12 protein-coding genes and 1 tRNA gene are annotated in these 13,455 nt (G+C 46.7%); 9 read left to right on the top strand and 4 right to left on the bottom strand.

What is annotated here, in order from left to right:
- The first annotated feature begins 644 nt into the window (after window positions 1-644).
- Both D1627_RS08580 and D1627_RS08575 read left to right on the top strand, forming a co-directional pair.
- A complete protein-coding gene (locus D1627_RS08580) occupies window positions 645-1,451 on the top strand; it encodes a formate/nitrite transporter family protein (RefSeq protein ID WP_119431788.1) in 807 nt (268 codons plus the stop codon).
- Window positions 1,452-1,646: 195 nt separating this feature from the next.
- Entirely contained in the window at window positions 1,647-2,126 is a 480-nt protein-coding gene (locus D1627_RS08575; RefSeq protein ID WP_119431787.1) for a DUF305 domain-containing protein, read from the top strand.
- 278 nt (window positions 2,127-2,404) lie between these two features.
- Here the strand turns inward: D1627_RS08575 and D1627_RS08570 are convergent, their stop codons facing one another.
- The gene (locus D1627_RS08570; RefSeq protein ID WP_233555562.1) at window positions 2,405-3,442 is read right to left on the bottom strand and encodes an ion channel; all 1,038 of its coding nucleotides are present in this window, start codon (window positions 3,440-3,442) and stop codon (window positions 2,405-2,407) included.
- 740 nt (window positions 3,443-4,182) lie between these two features.
- Here D1627_RS08570 and D1627_RS08565 point away from each other — a divergent pair.
- Window positions 4,183-4,797 (top strand): DUF2911 domain-containing protein, encoded by a 615-nt coding sequence (locus D1627_RS08565; protein ID WP_233555561.1) that lies wholly within the window; start codon window positions 4,183-4,185, stop codon window positions 4,795-4,797.
- Between the two features lie 203 nt (window positions 4,798-5,000).
- Here D1627_RS08565 and D1627_RS08560 read toward each other — a convergent pair whose 3' ends face one another.
- The gene (locus tag D1627_RS08560; protein ID WP_119431784.1) at window positions 5,001-5,324 is read right to left on the bottom strand and encodes a hypothetical protein; all 324 of its coding nucleotides are present in this window, start codon (window positions 5,322-5,324) and stop codon (window positions 5,001-5,003) included.
- A gap of 179 nt (window positions 5,325-5,503) precedes the next feature.
- The gene (locus tag D1627_RS08555) at window positions 5,504-7,522 is read right to left on the bottom strand and encodes a copper-translocating P-type ATPase (RefSeq protein ID WP_199688406.1); all 2,019 of its coding nucleotides are present in this window, start codon (window positions 7,520-7,522) and stop codon (window positions 5,504-5,506) included.
- Window positions 7,523-8,251: 729 nt separating this feature from the next.
- Here D1627_RS08555 and D1627_RS08550 point away from each other — a divergent pair.
- From D1627_RS08550 to D1627_RS08530, 5 genes are all read left to right on the top strand, one after another.
- A complete protein-coding gene (locus D1627_RS08550; protein ID WP_119431782.1) occupies window positions 8,252-8,812 on the top strand; it encodes a fasciclin domain-containing protein in 561 nt (186 codons plus the stop codon).
- Between the two features lie 117 nt (window positions 8,813-8,929).
- Window positions 8,930-10,078 carry a CHRD domain-containing protein gene (locus tag D1627_RS08545; RefSeq protein WP_119431781.1) on the top strand — a complete coding sequence of 383 codons (1,149 nt, stop codon included), beginning with the start codon at window positions 8,930-8,932 and terminating at the stop codon, window positions 10,076-10,078.
- 151 nt (window positions 10,079-10,229) lie between these two features.
- Window positions 10,230-10,637 carry a hypothetical protein gene (locus D1627_RS08540; RefSeq protein WP_119431780.1) on the top strand — a complete coding sequence of 136 codons (408 nt, stop codon included), beginning with the start codon at window positions 10,230-10,232 and terminating at the stop codon, window positions 10,635-10,637.
- Between the two features lie 104 nt (window positions 10,638-10,741).
- Complete coding sequence (locus D1627_RS08535; protein WP_119431779.1) at window positions 10,742-11,290, top strand: YceI family protein; 549 nt, start codon at window positions 10,742-10,744, stop codon at window positions 11,288-11,290.
- Window positions 11,274-12,173 (top strand): DUF5777 family beta-barrel protein, encoded by a 900-nt coding sequence (locus D1627_RS08530; protein ID WP_119431778.1) that lies wholly within the window; start codon window positions 11,274-11,276, stop codon window positions 12,171-12,173. Before D1627_RS08535 ends, D1627_RS08530 begins: the two co-directional genes overlap by 17 nt.
- A 723-nt stretch (window positions 12,174-12,896) precedes the next feature.
- On the opposite strand, the gene D1627_RS08525 is transcribed toward D1627_RS08530, so the two are convergent.
- A tRNA-Glu gene (locus tag D1627_RS08525) sits at window positions 12,897-12,971 on the bottom strand.
- A gap of 209 nt (window positions 12,972-13,180) precedes the next feature.
- Here D1627_RS08525 and D1627_RS08520 point away from each other — a divergent pair.
- Window positions 13,181-13,450 (top strand): hypothetical protein, encoded by a 270-nt coding sequence (locus D1627_RS08520; RefSeq protein ID WP_233555560.1) that lies wholly within the window; start codon window positions 13,181-13,183, stop codon window positions 13,448-13,450.
- The last annotated feature ends 5 nt before the right edge of the window (window positions 13,451-13,455 follow it).

Below are 13,455 nucleotides of genomic sequence, written 5' to 3'. Positions count from 1 at the left end.
TTGCCATAAGCGGCACTTTGCATGGCATAAATAAATGCCTCCAGCATGAACTGTAGGCCCTGCTTGGAACAAGTTATAAACCCCGTGGTCGAGCTCAAGGACAACATGTTCTATCCACAGGAGTGCTTAGTCATTGTAGGCAATGGCGGCTACGTCTAAGGGTTAGCGTGCTTGCCGCCCTTCGTGGAAATCACCTCTTCGGTGTGTAAACGCAGCATCATGGAGAGCCAATGGGAGCAGTGTATGCAGCACCAATAACAGGGAACACGGCACTTCAGAAAGATACATTTCAAAAATCATCAAAACTATGCGCTGAGCCATCACCTTCTAGTTTTGGGCAGAACAATCAAGGATAGATTTACCTTTTAACGTCAGACGAATCCGGTCCGAAGCGTACAAAAGGGAAAGTGTGCGGATGACTACTTGTCCTATGGGACTAGTAGTGTTCTGCGTATCAAAAGCCTAGCAACAAACTGACCGTTTGGAAGCACTATATAGCCCTAAGGTGCGCCTAATACAAATCGGATACTAGACATGAAGCTACAGTATTTGGTTAGTGTAGCTGTTGTGGTGTCAGTCTTGCGTGTGGTGCAGTATGGGCAGGCTTACAATCCTTTAAACTAACAATAAACAGACAGTAACTCATGCCAGAAGACCAAACCCCGGAAACGAACTTAGAGGAAACAGGTTTAGATCATTCTCCTTCAGCCCAAAACATACATGCCATTGTCTATCAAGAAGCAGAGTCTGAACTAACGCGATCTTCACCCGCTCTATTCTGGTCTGGATTAGCGGCAGGTCTTTCCATGGGCTTTTCTATGATAGCCGAAGGCTTGCTGAAGGCCTATTTGCCGGATGCAGAGTGGAGCATACTTGTCTCCAGCTTTGGGTATAGTATCGGTTTCTTGATCGTGATTCTGGGAAAGCAGCAGCTCTTTACCGAGAATACCCTAACCCCTATACTTCCTCTGCTGAACCGCAAAGACATGGCTACCTTCCTAAACGTAGGACGCCTCTGGAGCGTGGTTCTTTTCGCAAACTTATTGGGGACGCTACTGATCTCCTTGGTTATCGCCTATACCTCCGCCTTCGAACCACCTGTATTGAAAGCTTTTAAAGAGATCGGGCAAAAGGCAATGGAGCCGGGCCTCGGAACCACCATGTTGCGTGGCGTTTTTGCAGGTTGGCTCATTGCCCTGATGGTATGGCTCATACCTTATGCAGAAACAGCACGCATATGGGTGATAATTATAATAACTTACATAATCGGGGTGGGACACTTCAGCCATATCATAGCAGGCTCTGTAGAGACGATGACGCTGGCTGCCCTGCAACAGGTAAGTTGGCTGGAGGTGCTCGGAAACTACATGCTGCCTACCCTAACCGGTAATATTCTCGGTGGCGTAATATTAGTAGCAACTATTAATCATGCGCAGATTAAAGCTGGATAGGATAAGGCTTAAACACGTGTAAAAGTATGAGTAGGCCTGAACATCGGTTCAAGCAATACTCATATAACCCAAGCTTTTACTGCTTGCAAGGGGATTGAAAAGCTCGTAGCAATAAACATGAGTTCACGGAAACCCAACCCAAGCCAAATATTCTCGTTTCTATATGCTTTACATTAACCACTATAGAAGCACGAAATGGAACACACTAACCATAGCAATAACATGAAAGGGAGCTACACTAAGTTTATATTAATGCTGGCCTTCTCTTTCGTTGCCATGTACATAACCATGTACTTGAACACGTATCAGTTTGACCATGTGTATTTTAGCATGACACGCTTTTACATGTCCTGTCTGGGTATTTCGGCAATGGCCATGATCATGTTTTTTTTCATGAGGAAAATGTATAAGAACAGAACAAAGAATATGGCAATTATTGCAGGAAGCGTTCTCTTGTTCGTAAGCACCTTATCTCTTGTTCGCGCACAAGAACCAATCGGCGATGTACTCTGGATGAAAGCCATGATCCCGCACCATTCTATCGCCATATTAGCGAGCGAGCGCGCAGACATTAAAGACCCAGAGGTAAAGAAACTGTCGGAAGAAATAATTAAAGCCCAGAGAAAAGAGATCAGTGAGATGAAAGCAATGTTAGAGCGCTTGGATAAAAAATAGCATTTGTTCTAAACATGCAATTATAAACGATTAGTTGGGTTGAGCAGCCTTGAGGCGCTACACACCTAAAGTATAAATTAGGCAAAGAACCTAAGTATAATTAAACCAGACTCGACTAGCTACTTTAAAAACAACAGCCCGGCCCCTCTGAGGGGCCGGGCTGTTGTTTTTTACCATATCTTAGTTTTAGGGAGTCATTTCGATCAAAGGGAGTAATCTGAAATGATATGTGCACTAATACAGGTTTCTAGGTTGCGAGTGAAATAAACAAAAGGCACTTAAAACTGCTGATGCCTGCTATAGCCATTTGACTGATGTACGGCATCCCAGGTCCAACCGTCTTTTTCAAGCATCACGGTAAGCAATTTGCGCCGTTCGGCTAGCGCCTGATCTGAACGGTGGTTGATTTCTTCAGGCTTTCTAAAAGCTACTCCTAGCTTAGACACTTGTTCTGTTAAAGCAGGAACCTGCTCTTTGGGTGAACCTTCCTTTAGATAACCTTTTCTTAGCATCTCAAGGTGCTGATCCAAAGCGGTCTGCAGCATGTTCATTTTCAGGTTGTCAAGCGTTACATCATCTTTCAAGGCATTTGATAGTAACTGATGTACTTCGTCCAGTTTCACGAAGGCAGGAGCAATAGCCAGGTTTAGCTGGTTGTTATGGAAGTAGTGTATAACCGGGTAGGAGTGGTGATTCATGGTATGGTGCATTAGCATCTGGCACAGGTCAGAAACAGTATCGAAGAATGAGGAGAAATCCTTGCCATTCCAAGCCTTTTCCAGCACCTGTTGCGGTGATTTGCCCATCCCGCTGATATAAAGACTAAGCTTACTCTGCAAACCCACCGCCGACAGCACCGGAACAAAATAGGTGATAGACGTGGTGATGAAAACCAAGCCAGAGTAGGCTGCAATATCTGTGATAACCCGCCAAAAATTATTAGAGGCAATATAGTCGCCTACCCCGAGGGTAGATAGCGTAAAGCCCGCATAATATAATTTCTCCCATGCCCCTGTATTCTCCTTTGTAATGCTATTTACGACAGAACTTGGATCAGACAACAGCATTAGAAAGAGGCCCGACCACAAACCTATTACCCAGACCACCAAGATAGATACCAGTACTGCCGGTCCGGCGTATTCTAAAAGTTTGCTGTTGCCTTTTTTTGCTGAAGCAACAAAGAAAGTATTCCAGACACCTCTTGACACAAGGTTTGTCAGTTTTCCCCCACCATTCAAAGAAAAAGTAGTTTTGATGATGTCCGCGATAATGAAGAGAAATATCAGCGAACCGATGGAGAAGTATAAAATGCTCATAGAATAGGCTTTGTATCGTTGGTTGGGTAAACGGAGCAAAGTATAAATGAGTTTTGAGCTGAAAATGCGATCCGGCAGTAGCATCTTTAGGCTTACTGTTAGCGGTTGGGTACCTAAATAAAGCAGGGTGTTGTACTTTCAGCAGCATTGCACCTGCGTTACATCGCTGGCAAATAACCTACTTTTTCAGGATAAAGTATAACTATGCGTCTACAAGCTGCCTGAAGGCTGAGTATGGCTGGATTAAAAAACTAGAGGCAGAGGTAACTTATAAACACTACTTCTACGAGATGTATGGATAGACAACGTATTCCATCCACAAATCTGTGGGAGCCGCGCGGTGATGATTTTCCCAATAATAGCGTTGTTTGGCTCGTATGAATACAAGGCCGATTTTGGCTGAGTATATGCCTCGGCTCGCCAGGGAGGCGAATACTTCCTATCTAAAGACTTTTCTCTTACCGGCAGTTACGGTAACCGCTTCGGAGCAGGTGAAGTTATTTCAGCGTGGTTTTAGACAGGTTTTTCTTTCTTGTGGAAGCTGCCTATCAATGGATGTAAGAGCGTGACAGCGTCGGGAAATTACCGCCTTAGGCTTGCTTTTCGCCGTGTTCTGGGGCTTTTCTATATTAGTTTCAGAAAATCCAAAAATACGCTACTTAAATAGTCTTTGTGTGGTAAAAAACAGAAGCACTATATTTGCAGACTACTTCTAACTCACGCGCTTAAAACCAATGACAATGAAGAGCATACTACGGTTACTTGCTATGGTAGCAACCACCTCGGCTGTATTTGCCGCTTGCAATAGCAAAAATCAGGAGACTACCCAGGACAAACAGGCCACAACATTAGCAGCCGTGGAAGTACCTGAAAACACGGCGGCATTGCAAGACACTATTAAAGGCAGCATTCCATCTGTGGCTACGGGCAAGATAGGGGAGGCTAACTTAAAGTTAACTTACCATGCACCCGGCGTAAAAGGGCGCACAATTTGGGGAGGTTTAGTAGCGTATGATCAGGTTTGGGTAACTGGCGCGCACATGGCCACCACTCTCGAAACTGACAAGGCAATAGTCATCGGTGGGAAAGAAATACCGGCAGGTAAATATGCTTTGTTCACGATTCCGGGCCGCGAGGAATGGACCTTGATCATCAACAAAAACTATAAGCAGCACCTGGCAGACAACTATGACCAAAAGGATGACCTTGTACGTATTCAGGTAAAGCCAACTACGCTTGAGCAGCATCAGGAAAGGTTGAAGTATGAGATTAACTCCAAATCTAGTACAGAAGGTGTTATAAATATATCATGGGATAAGTTAGGTATTACGGCACCGGTTAAAACCGCCTCTTAGACTTTAGACCTCAAAAACCATAGCCTTTCTACTTGATTTCAAAAAATAAAGGAAGCGCGGCCATTACACCGGTTATAAAAAGGTGTAGGGGGCACTCCTCCCGAAAACCTTGAGAGCCAATTTTTCATAAATCCGGGGCTAGCAACATTAACGTTGTTGGCCCCGGATTTTTTGATTTTAGAAGCTATCAGACCCTGCATCGTTTATTTATCCATCTTATGCATGTTCACCTTCATTTGCTGATAGCATGCTTCATCCATTGTGCCTTTCTCGTGCATTTGCATCATCATGCTATAAATTATGCTGCTGTTACTCATCATCATTTTTGACATAATCGTGCAATTAGCAGAGTCTTGGGCGCAGTCATCCAGCATTCGTTGCATCATCTGCTGCAGCTGTTCCTGGCTCATGCTGCCCATCTTCCCATCGTTTGCCATCATGCCGCCATCTCCCAACTTACCTTCACTGTTTTTGTTGCGCATCACCTGCATCATTTCTTGTTGCATTTCATCATTGTCCATAATCATATTTTAGACTTCCTTGCGTTGCGCCTCATCGCTTATAATAGCATGAACATTTCCATCGGACTGGCAACCGAAAGCAGTTGCCAATAAGGGAGCAAGTGTTGTTATCAGAATGGTTTTCATAGCTTTAGTTGGTTAGGGTGATCTTGAAGAAACCTCCTACGAGGTACTCATACTTTGTTTTACTTCAATTCTTTGCGAAGCAACTGCGCGTTTATAGCAACTATAACTGTGCTCAGGCTCATGAGGGCAGCGCCCACGGCAGGCGAAACCATAATGTCCTGCTGGTACAGCACACCGGCCGCCAGCGGCAGGGCGATTACGTTATATCCCGTTGCCCAGATCAGGTTCTGGATCATCTTTCGGTACGTAGCCTGTCCGAAAAGTATAAGTAAGGCAATGTCCTGGGGGTTGCTGTTTACGAGTATAATATCGGCAGTCTCGGCGGCCACATCGGTACCGGAGCCTACGGCAATGCCCACATCGGCCTGCGCAAGGGCAGGGGCATCGTTCACGCCGTCGCCGGTCATGGCCACAAATTCGCCTTGGGCCTGAAGCTCCTTTATTTTCTTCTGTTTCTCGTGGGGCAGCACGTTGGCAAGGTAGCCGTCCATGCCCAGTTTATCGCTCACGCTCTTGGCCACCCGCTCGTTGTCGCCGGTTAGCAGCAGGTTTTTGATGCCGTTCTCTTTCAGAATCCTGATGGCATCCGCAGACTCTGGCCTGATTTGGTCGCGCATGGTGATGTAGCCTGCCACTTGTTGTTCTACCATAATGTAAATCACGGTTTCAACGCCTTCCTCGGCTTGGCTTTCAGGCACCTGCACACCAAACTCTTTAATGTAATTCGGGCCTACAACCTTTATATCCCTTCCTTCCACGATGCCCTCTAGCCCTTTGCCCGGCAGGTAGTTAAACTTTGTAGAGGCTGGTATGGCTATACCCTCTGCCTTTACCTTCCGGAGGATACCCTGCGAGATATAATGCTCCGAGTTCTGCTCCACACCGGAGGCCAGTCGAAGCAACTCGTGCTCGGTATAGTTCTTATTGAACACAACAATTTGCGCTACCTCGTGCGAGCCCTGCGTAAGTGTTCCCGTTTTATCAAATATGATGGTGGTGATGCGCCTGGAGTTCTCAAATGCGGTACGGTTACGGATAAGGAGGCCGTTGTTAGCCGATACTGCCGTGGAGATGGCAACCACCAGCGGTATAGCCAGACCAAGCGCGTGCGGGCAGGAAATAACCATGACAGTAACCATTCGCTCCAGTGCAAAGCCAAACTCAGTTCCTGCCAGAATCCACCAGGCAAAGAGGGTGGCAAAGCCCGCTGTGAGCGCTACGAATGTCAGCCATTTAGCAGCCTTATCCGCTAGCCGCTGCGTTTCTGATTTTGTCTTTTGGGCATCCTGCACTAGTTTTATCACCTTATTCAGGTAGCTATCCTTTCCGGTGGTTAGCACACGCACCTGCAACGAGCCGTTACCGTTAATAGAGCCCCCGATTACCTTGTCCTCAGGCGTTTTCTGTACGGGCTTGCTTTCACCTGTCAGCATACTCTCGTTCAGGTAGCTCTCACCCTCCGTAACCACACCATCTGCGGGTACTTTCTCTCCGGGTTTTATCAGAATGATATCGTTTGGGCGAAGGGCATCCACACTTACCGTAACTGTTTCACCGTTTCGGATTACCTGCGCTTCGTCGGGCATCATACTAACCAGCAGTTCCAGCGCTTTGGAGGCTCCCAGCACTGAGCGCATCTCGATCCAGTGGCCCAGGAGCATGATCACGATCAGGGTAGCGAGTTCCCAGAAGAAGTCCATCCCCTCGAGGCCAAAAGCTACGGCGGTGCTATAGAGGTAGGCAACCGTAATAGCCACTCCGATCAGGGTCATCATTCCCGGCGATCCTTTCTTCACTTCCTCTACCAGACCTTTCAAAAAAGGCCAGCCCCCATAGAAATAGATAATGCTGGAAAGTGCAAAGGCTATGTACATACTATAAGGCACATCGAGGGTATAGCCTACAATGCCCTGTATCATAGGGCTTAGGAGAATAACCGGGAGTGAGAGGGCAAGCGAAATCCAGAATCTTTTCTTAAAATCCTCGATCATCATGCGGTGGTGATCCTGGTGGCCTTCGTGCATACCGTGCTCCGCATGCTCATCGTGCGGCGGGTGGTGGCGGGTGTCTTTGTGCATGGCCTCGGTATGGCCGTGCAGCGTCTTTTCCTCTAAGCGTTCTTCAACATTGTCAATTTTATCTTCTGACTTGTGCTTGGCACCTGATGTATGGTGGAGGTGCTCATGCTTTTTGTCGTTCATAGTTTAAGGTCTTGTATTCTGCAATGATTTGTGCTACAGCATAATACCCATGTAAACGAAAAACGATGCAGCGAAGGTTGTTGCGTGGTTTTGTAATGCTTAGTGTGTGTAAATCGTGTCGAGGTATTTGCCTTGTGCCCCCCCTCAAGGCGTATAAGTTGTGCCTAGTATTTCCCGGCCATGGGGACAAAGTAGGCCGCCCAGGCTAGCAGGGGAGCCAGAGCAACCACACCCCAGCGTTTACCTTAGACAGAAATTGGTTCATAAGCTCGGGTTGTCTCCCTCCGTCTTACGAATTTTTTTCGGTTACTTATCTCAGAGGGAGCGCGACGTTATTTTAGATGCGCCGCTAGGGTTCAGCTAAAGAAAAATTATATTTTTTTAGCTGCAGAAGGGTGGGTCAATTTAACAATCTAACTAATTATCTACCGCCAATACAAAATAGTTTCACTTAAATTAAAACTGAAAAAAACTGTAAGACCTTGCTGTTAAGCTAATTAGGTGTGTAGAATTAATTGCTATATAGAAAGTTGTTAATATTTTTTTCATGGTATGAAATCCAGTTACTGAAGGAGTGGCGTAGGTGTGTCATATCTAACAAGAAACATGAAAAAGATAATCTTATCCATAATGCTGGTGGCTGGAGTTGCCGCATTAACCCCTGTGGCGGCACAGTCGCAGAAAACAGTTACAGTTGGTGGCGAGGCCATGTATACAACGAAAGACATCGTTGACAACGCGGTTAACTCTAAAGACCATACTACCCTGGTGGCCGCCGTAAAAGCAGCTGGACTAGTAGAGACATTGAAAGGAAAAGGACCATTCACGGTTTTTGCCCCGACAAACGATGCGTTCGAGAACCTGCCAGAAGGAACCGTGCAAACCTTGCTGAAGCCTGAGAACAAAAAGACCCTGACCTCAGTGCTGACTTACCATGTGGTGGCAGGCCGCATGGATGCCGCTAAACTGATGGGCGCCATCAAAGCTGGCAAAGGGAAGGCCGAGCTGAAGACCGTGAGCGGCGGAACATTAACCGCTATGATGAACGGCAGCCGTAACATCATCCTGAAAGACGAGAACGGTAACACTGCCAATATCTCGGTGTATGACGTGCAGCAGTCGAACGGCGTAATCCATGTGCTGGACAAGGTGATGCTACCTAAATAGGTAATTGCTCTTTCTCTAGACACCACAAATCCATAAGGGAGGCACTACACTAGATGTGCCTTCCTTATCCCCCCCAAAAAAAGTACATATTAAAAATCACTAATAATTAAAATTACAATGCAAAAATTTGCTTTTACCCACAAGCTTTTTGCCTCAGCAGGTCTGTTAGGTATCTTAATGGCTGGCACAAGCTGCGAGAAAGACAGTGACACAAACATGCCGATGGCCGATGTGGTAAATTTCAACAACGTACAGTTAAGCAGCCAGCAGGAGGTGCCTGAAAACAGCTCAAACGCCACAGGGTCTTATTCTATCCAGTACGACAAAAACAGCAACCAGCTGGCCTATACCATCAATTACACGGGCACAACCCCAACAGCCATGCACTTTCATAAAGGTGAAGTAGGCGTTGCAGGCGGCGTGGAATTTGAGGTGGCAGGACCTTATACCTCCGGTATGAAAGGCACTGTGAAGCTGACCGAGGCGCAGGAAGCCGACCTGTTGGCAAGCAAGTTGTACCTGAACATGCACAGCGCGAACTTCGCAGCAGGCGAGTTAAGAGGACAGGCCGTAACAGAGGATAAAGTAGTGCTGAGCAATGTGAAATTATCTGGAAAGCAGGAGGTGCCAGGAAACAACTCTACCGCAACCGGTACTTTCAACGGTATCTACGACAAGACGACCAAGAAAATAGATTATAGCATTGCCCTAAACGGCCTTACGGCTTCTGCTATGCACCTGCACAAGGCTGCTGCCGGCGTAAACGGCGACGTGGTAATGGAGATTATGGGCTTAAAAGGTACCACTGCCGCCTTCACATCGGCACAGGAGACTGATCTGCTGTCAGGCAATTTATACCTGAATGTTCATAGCGCGGCGCAGCCGGGTGGCGAGATCAGGGGGCAGGTAGTAACAGACCAAAAAGTGGTTTTCGCCAGCAGACTGTCTGGTGAGAACGAAGTAGCCCCAACGGGCTCTCAAGCCACCGGAAACATCTACGCGGTTTACGACAAGTCGAACAAGAAGCTTTCTTACAACATCGCCTACACGGGTATAAATCCTACTGCCATGCACTTCCATAAGGGTGCAGCAGGTACAAACGGGGGTGTAGAAATGGAAGTTGTAGGTCCTTATTCTTCAGGGATGACAGGTTCAGTAACGCTGAACGCAACACAGGAAGCCGATCTTCTCAAAGGTTTATGGTACTTGAACGTGCACAGTGCTGCCTTCGCGGGCGGTGAGATCCGTGCCCAGTTGGTGAAGTAAAAATTTGAAAGGCACTGGCCTCTTGATGGGGTCAGTGCCTTTTTTGGCATCAATTTATACCTGTTCATTTTGCAGCACCTTGTAACCAGATTCTTTTTCTCAATAAATCGCTGGTGCTGCTTTCAATTCTAACATTACACTCAAAAAGGTTATGGTGCTATACAAGCAGTCTTTTTATAGCTTTGGCAAAGTCCTTTCCCTCATCCTGACACTCTTTGCTTTTGGCTGTACCTATGATAAGGCCGCTGACGTGCAACCTGCCTTACAAAGTGTCAGCTACCAAACTGATATCAAACCCATAATGGCAGCCAATTGTTATTCCTGCCATACCGCCAGTTCCATTGACCCCGACAAACCGGGATATGCTTTCCTGGACGAGTACGAAGAGTTGAAGCGCTACGCCCTGAAGCCAAGTACCTCCAATCCCAGCCTTACAAAACTGCAGGCGCGGTTGCGCTTTATTGAGTTTCCGGGAATGCCCTTTAAAGAAGCACCTTTGCCTGAAAGCGATATCCAGAAAATTGAAGCCTGGATTAAGCTTGGGGCTCCAAACAATTAGTGCTCAGAGTCATTGCAACAAGCCTTACAGGTCTAAACGGGATGGCGAAACAAATCTCTTAAGCCTATAGCTAACTCCCTCCATTACCTTTAAAAACAACTGATATGAATAAGCTACTGCTTTGCTTTTCCCTGTTTATTTTACTAGCAGGCCAGGGGTATGGACAGGACCTTTACTACGCCAAAAACGTCGAGACCTCCTTCTTTTCAGAGGCCAGATTCGAGAACATAGATGCAGTCTCTACTAAAGGCACTTCCGTCATCAACGTCGCCACCGGCGAGGTCGCCTTTAAAATTCCCATCAGTTCATTCGTTTTCAAAAATGGGTTGATGCAGGAGCACTTCAACGAGAATTATATGGAGAGCGATAAATTCGCCAACGCCACCTTTGCAGGCAAACTCATGCCCGGAGTAAGTCTCTTAAAAGAGGGTACTTATAACGTGATCGTGACGGGAAAACTATCGGTGCATGGCATTACAAGAGACCGCACGGTTGCAGGCGTGGCAGAGGTGAAAAAAGGACGCATCCTTGTCACTACTTCCTTTGAGGTGCCCGTACAGGACCACCACATCGATATCCCTAATGATAAAATATCAAACATCTCCCAAAACATACTTGTAAAGGTGAAAGCACAGCATGAACCAAAAATTTAACATATTTCTTTCGCTGTGCCTTTTGTTAGTTCTAGCCCCGGCGGCACAAGCGCAGGATAGCCTACTGGACGCACTAGCGGATAGCGTAGCGGATAAAAGCCAGCCTGTGTTTGCTACATTCAAGACAACGCGCGTGGTGAACGGGCATTCCGTGGAGACTGTGAAGCGGAAAGGCCTCGATTTTAGGGTGACCCACCATTTCGGCGACATTAGCGGCGATGGCGGCGGCGTACACACCCTGTTTGGCCTAGACCAGTCGGCCGATATCCGGATCGCTTTTGAGTATGGCCTAACCGACAGGCTGACACTGGGCATTGGCAGAAGCAAAATAGGGGAGCTGCTAGATGGCTATGCCAAATACAGGCTGCTCGCGCAAACCCAGGATAACAGGATGCCCGTATCCACCACGCTATTCGTAAACGCCGGTTTCACACCCCAGAAAGCGGCAGCCGAGGAGTATGATAATGCGGCGCACCGCCTGTCTTATACTTACCAGGTACTGATTGCGCGTAAGTTTAGCCCTAACTTCTCGCTGCAGGTAATGTCCACTTTATTACACCGCAATTACGTGGCAAACCCCCAGGATGAGCACGACCTGTTCTCGATGGGTGTTGGCGGCAGGCTGAAATTAACAAAGCGCTTTGCCTTACTGGCAGATTATTTTTATACCTTCTCCGAGCTCCGAAACCAACCGGGCAGCGGGTTTTATGCTCCCTTGGGGCTTGGCGTAGAGATTGAGACCGGCGGACATGTGTTCCACATGTTTTTTACCAACAATGCTGGTATAGTAGAGAACGTCTTTATTCCGAACACAACCTCCTCTTGGGCAAAAGGCGAGTTTAAATTTGGCTTTAACATCTCCCGTGCATTTGGAGCCCGGTAGTATTTGGCTGATTTTGGCATAAGGTTAAGAGTAAGTGTTTTAAAATTAGTAAGGTATAAGGTTGCTTTGGCTATGTATAGGTAAGTATGGCTAGCAACTAGCTAAGCTTTGCTAAGCACAGAAGAGGCATCGTCTACGGCTATGAGACGATGCAGAAGGTCTTTCGTTACTCTAAATGTAACACCTAGGGCTGCTGTTAGAACTGCGCCGCGGACAGAAAAGCGCTTTACCAAGAACTGCTGAAGGGCTGCCAGGTGGACCCCCGTCTTTCTGACGCAGGTGCAGGAAATGATAGGGGTAGGTATTTGAGAGGCTGAGTCAGGACCACGAGCAGGATGAGTAGCAGGTGAAGCTTGAGTTAGAGGAGCTTTCGAAGAAACTCGATACGCTATAGCGAAGCTTCGCCCACGGGGAGTTAGAGGGGTAGATTTTAAACATTCCAACGCGGAGTTAAAAGTCGAGATGCCGGCAGCTGAGTTAAATCTGCAGAAAATCTCCGGTCCTTTATAGTACCATACTCTTATGCATGTGGAGTAAGGCTGATGGGGAAACGCAGGAGGCTGCAGGCGTTGGTGTTTCCGGAAGGGGTGCAGTATGATTGAGAAAAGGAGAGTTATTAAACCACAAGGGTAAACTCATTTCTAGGCCTTGTAAGAGATATTTCGCAGAAAATGGGGAAAAAAGAAAAAGGGAAAAGTGATCGTGAAATCAACTTTTCCCTCTTGGTAGCCCGTAGGGGAATCGAACCCCTGTTACCAGAATGAAAATCTGGCGTCCTAACCCCTAGACGAACGGGCCGTTCTGTCTTATTGTGATGCAAATGTAGAGGGTCAGATTTAGATATGCAAGTCTGGTTTTTATTTTTATTTGGAGAGAGAAGTATGTGCCTGATAATCAAAAATAAAAAATTTTCTGAATTGCCCAGTTTTGTAAATGCTAACCAATAAGCGCTTCTTGCGTTAGTATTAATCAATTATCAAACTACTCTAATTTGCATCAAAATGGCAATGACTTTACGATACGAAGGGGTTAAGCCCGAAGCTTTCGAACAACTGCGCGCTAAGTTAAAAACATACGGCATAGACCTTAGCAACCAGCAAGGAAGTTTTAATGAGAAAGGTGTTTCTGGCACGTATAACTATAGCCCAGAGGCAGAGCAACTGAACCTTGATGACTTGAAAGTAGGTTTTCCTGCAAGCATGATGATCAGCGCAGATAAGTTACAGCAACGCATGGATGAAATTATGGTACAGCATGGCGCACGGCCACAACGATAGTTATT

The sequence above is a fragment of the Pontibacter oryzae genome, from assembly GCF_003576375.1.
In the GTDB taxonomy this organism is placed as follows: Bacteria; Bacteroidota; Bacteroidia; order Cytophagales; family Hymenobacteraceae; genus Pontibacter; species Pontibacter oryzae.
The sequence above is the reverse complement of the archived record's forward strand: the minus strand, read 5'-3'. Positions and strand labels throughout refer to the sequence as shown.

What these genes read in the sequence shown, in the direction of transcription:
- D1627_RS08580 (WP_119431788.1), top strand. Translation starts at nt 645, where the DNA reads ATGCCAGAAGACCAAACCCCGGAAACGAACTTAGAGGAAACAGGTTTA.
- D1627_RS08575 (WP_119431787.1), top strand. Translation starts at nt 1,647, where the DNA reads ATGGAACACACTAACCATAGCAATAACATGAAAGGGAGCTACACTAAG.
- D1627_RS08570 (WP_233555562.1), bottom strand. Translation starts at nt 3,442, where the DNA reads ATGAGCATTTTATACTTCTCCATCGGTTCGCTGATATTTCTCTTCATT.
- D1627_RS08565 (WP_233555561.1), top strand. Translation starts at nt 4,183, where the DNA reads ATGAAGAGCATACTACGGTTACTTGCTATGGTAGCAACCACCTCGGCT.
- D1627_RS08560 (WP_119431784.1), bottom strand. Translation starts at nt 5,324, where the DNA reads ATGATTATGGACAATGATGAAATGCAACAAGAAATGATGCAGGTGATG.
- D1627_RS08555 (WP_199688406.1), bottom strand. Translation starts at nt 7,522, where the DNA reads ATGCACAAAGACACCCGCCACCACCCGCCGCACGATGAGCATGCGGAG.
- D1627_RS08550 (WP_119431782.1), top strand. Translation starts at nt 8,252, where the DNA reads ATGAAAAAGATAATCTTATCCATAATGCTGGTGGCTGGAGTTGCCGCA.
- D1627_RS08545 (WP_119431781.1), top strand. Translation starts at nt 8,930, where the DNA reads ATGCAAAAATTTGCTTTTACCCACAAGCTTTTTGCCTCAGCAGGTCTG.
- D1627_RS08540 (WP_119431780.1), top strand. Translation starts at nt 10,230, where the DNA reads ATGGTGCTATACAAGCAGTCTTTTTATAGCTTTGGCAAAGTCCTTTCC.
- D1627_RS08535 (WP_119431779.1), top strand. Translation starts at nt 10,742, where the DNA reads ATGAATAAGCTACTGCTTTGCTTTTCCCTGTTTATTTTACTAGCAGGC.
- D1627_RS08530 (WP_119431778.1), top strand. Translation starts at nt 11,274, where the DNA reads ATGAACCAAAAATTTAACATATTTCTTTCGCTGTGCCTTTTGTTAGTT.
- D1627_RS08520 (WP_233555560.1), top strand. Translation starts at nt 13,181, where the DNA reads ATGACTTTACGATACGAAGGGGTTAAGCCCGAAGCTTTCGAACAACTG.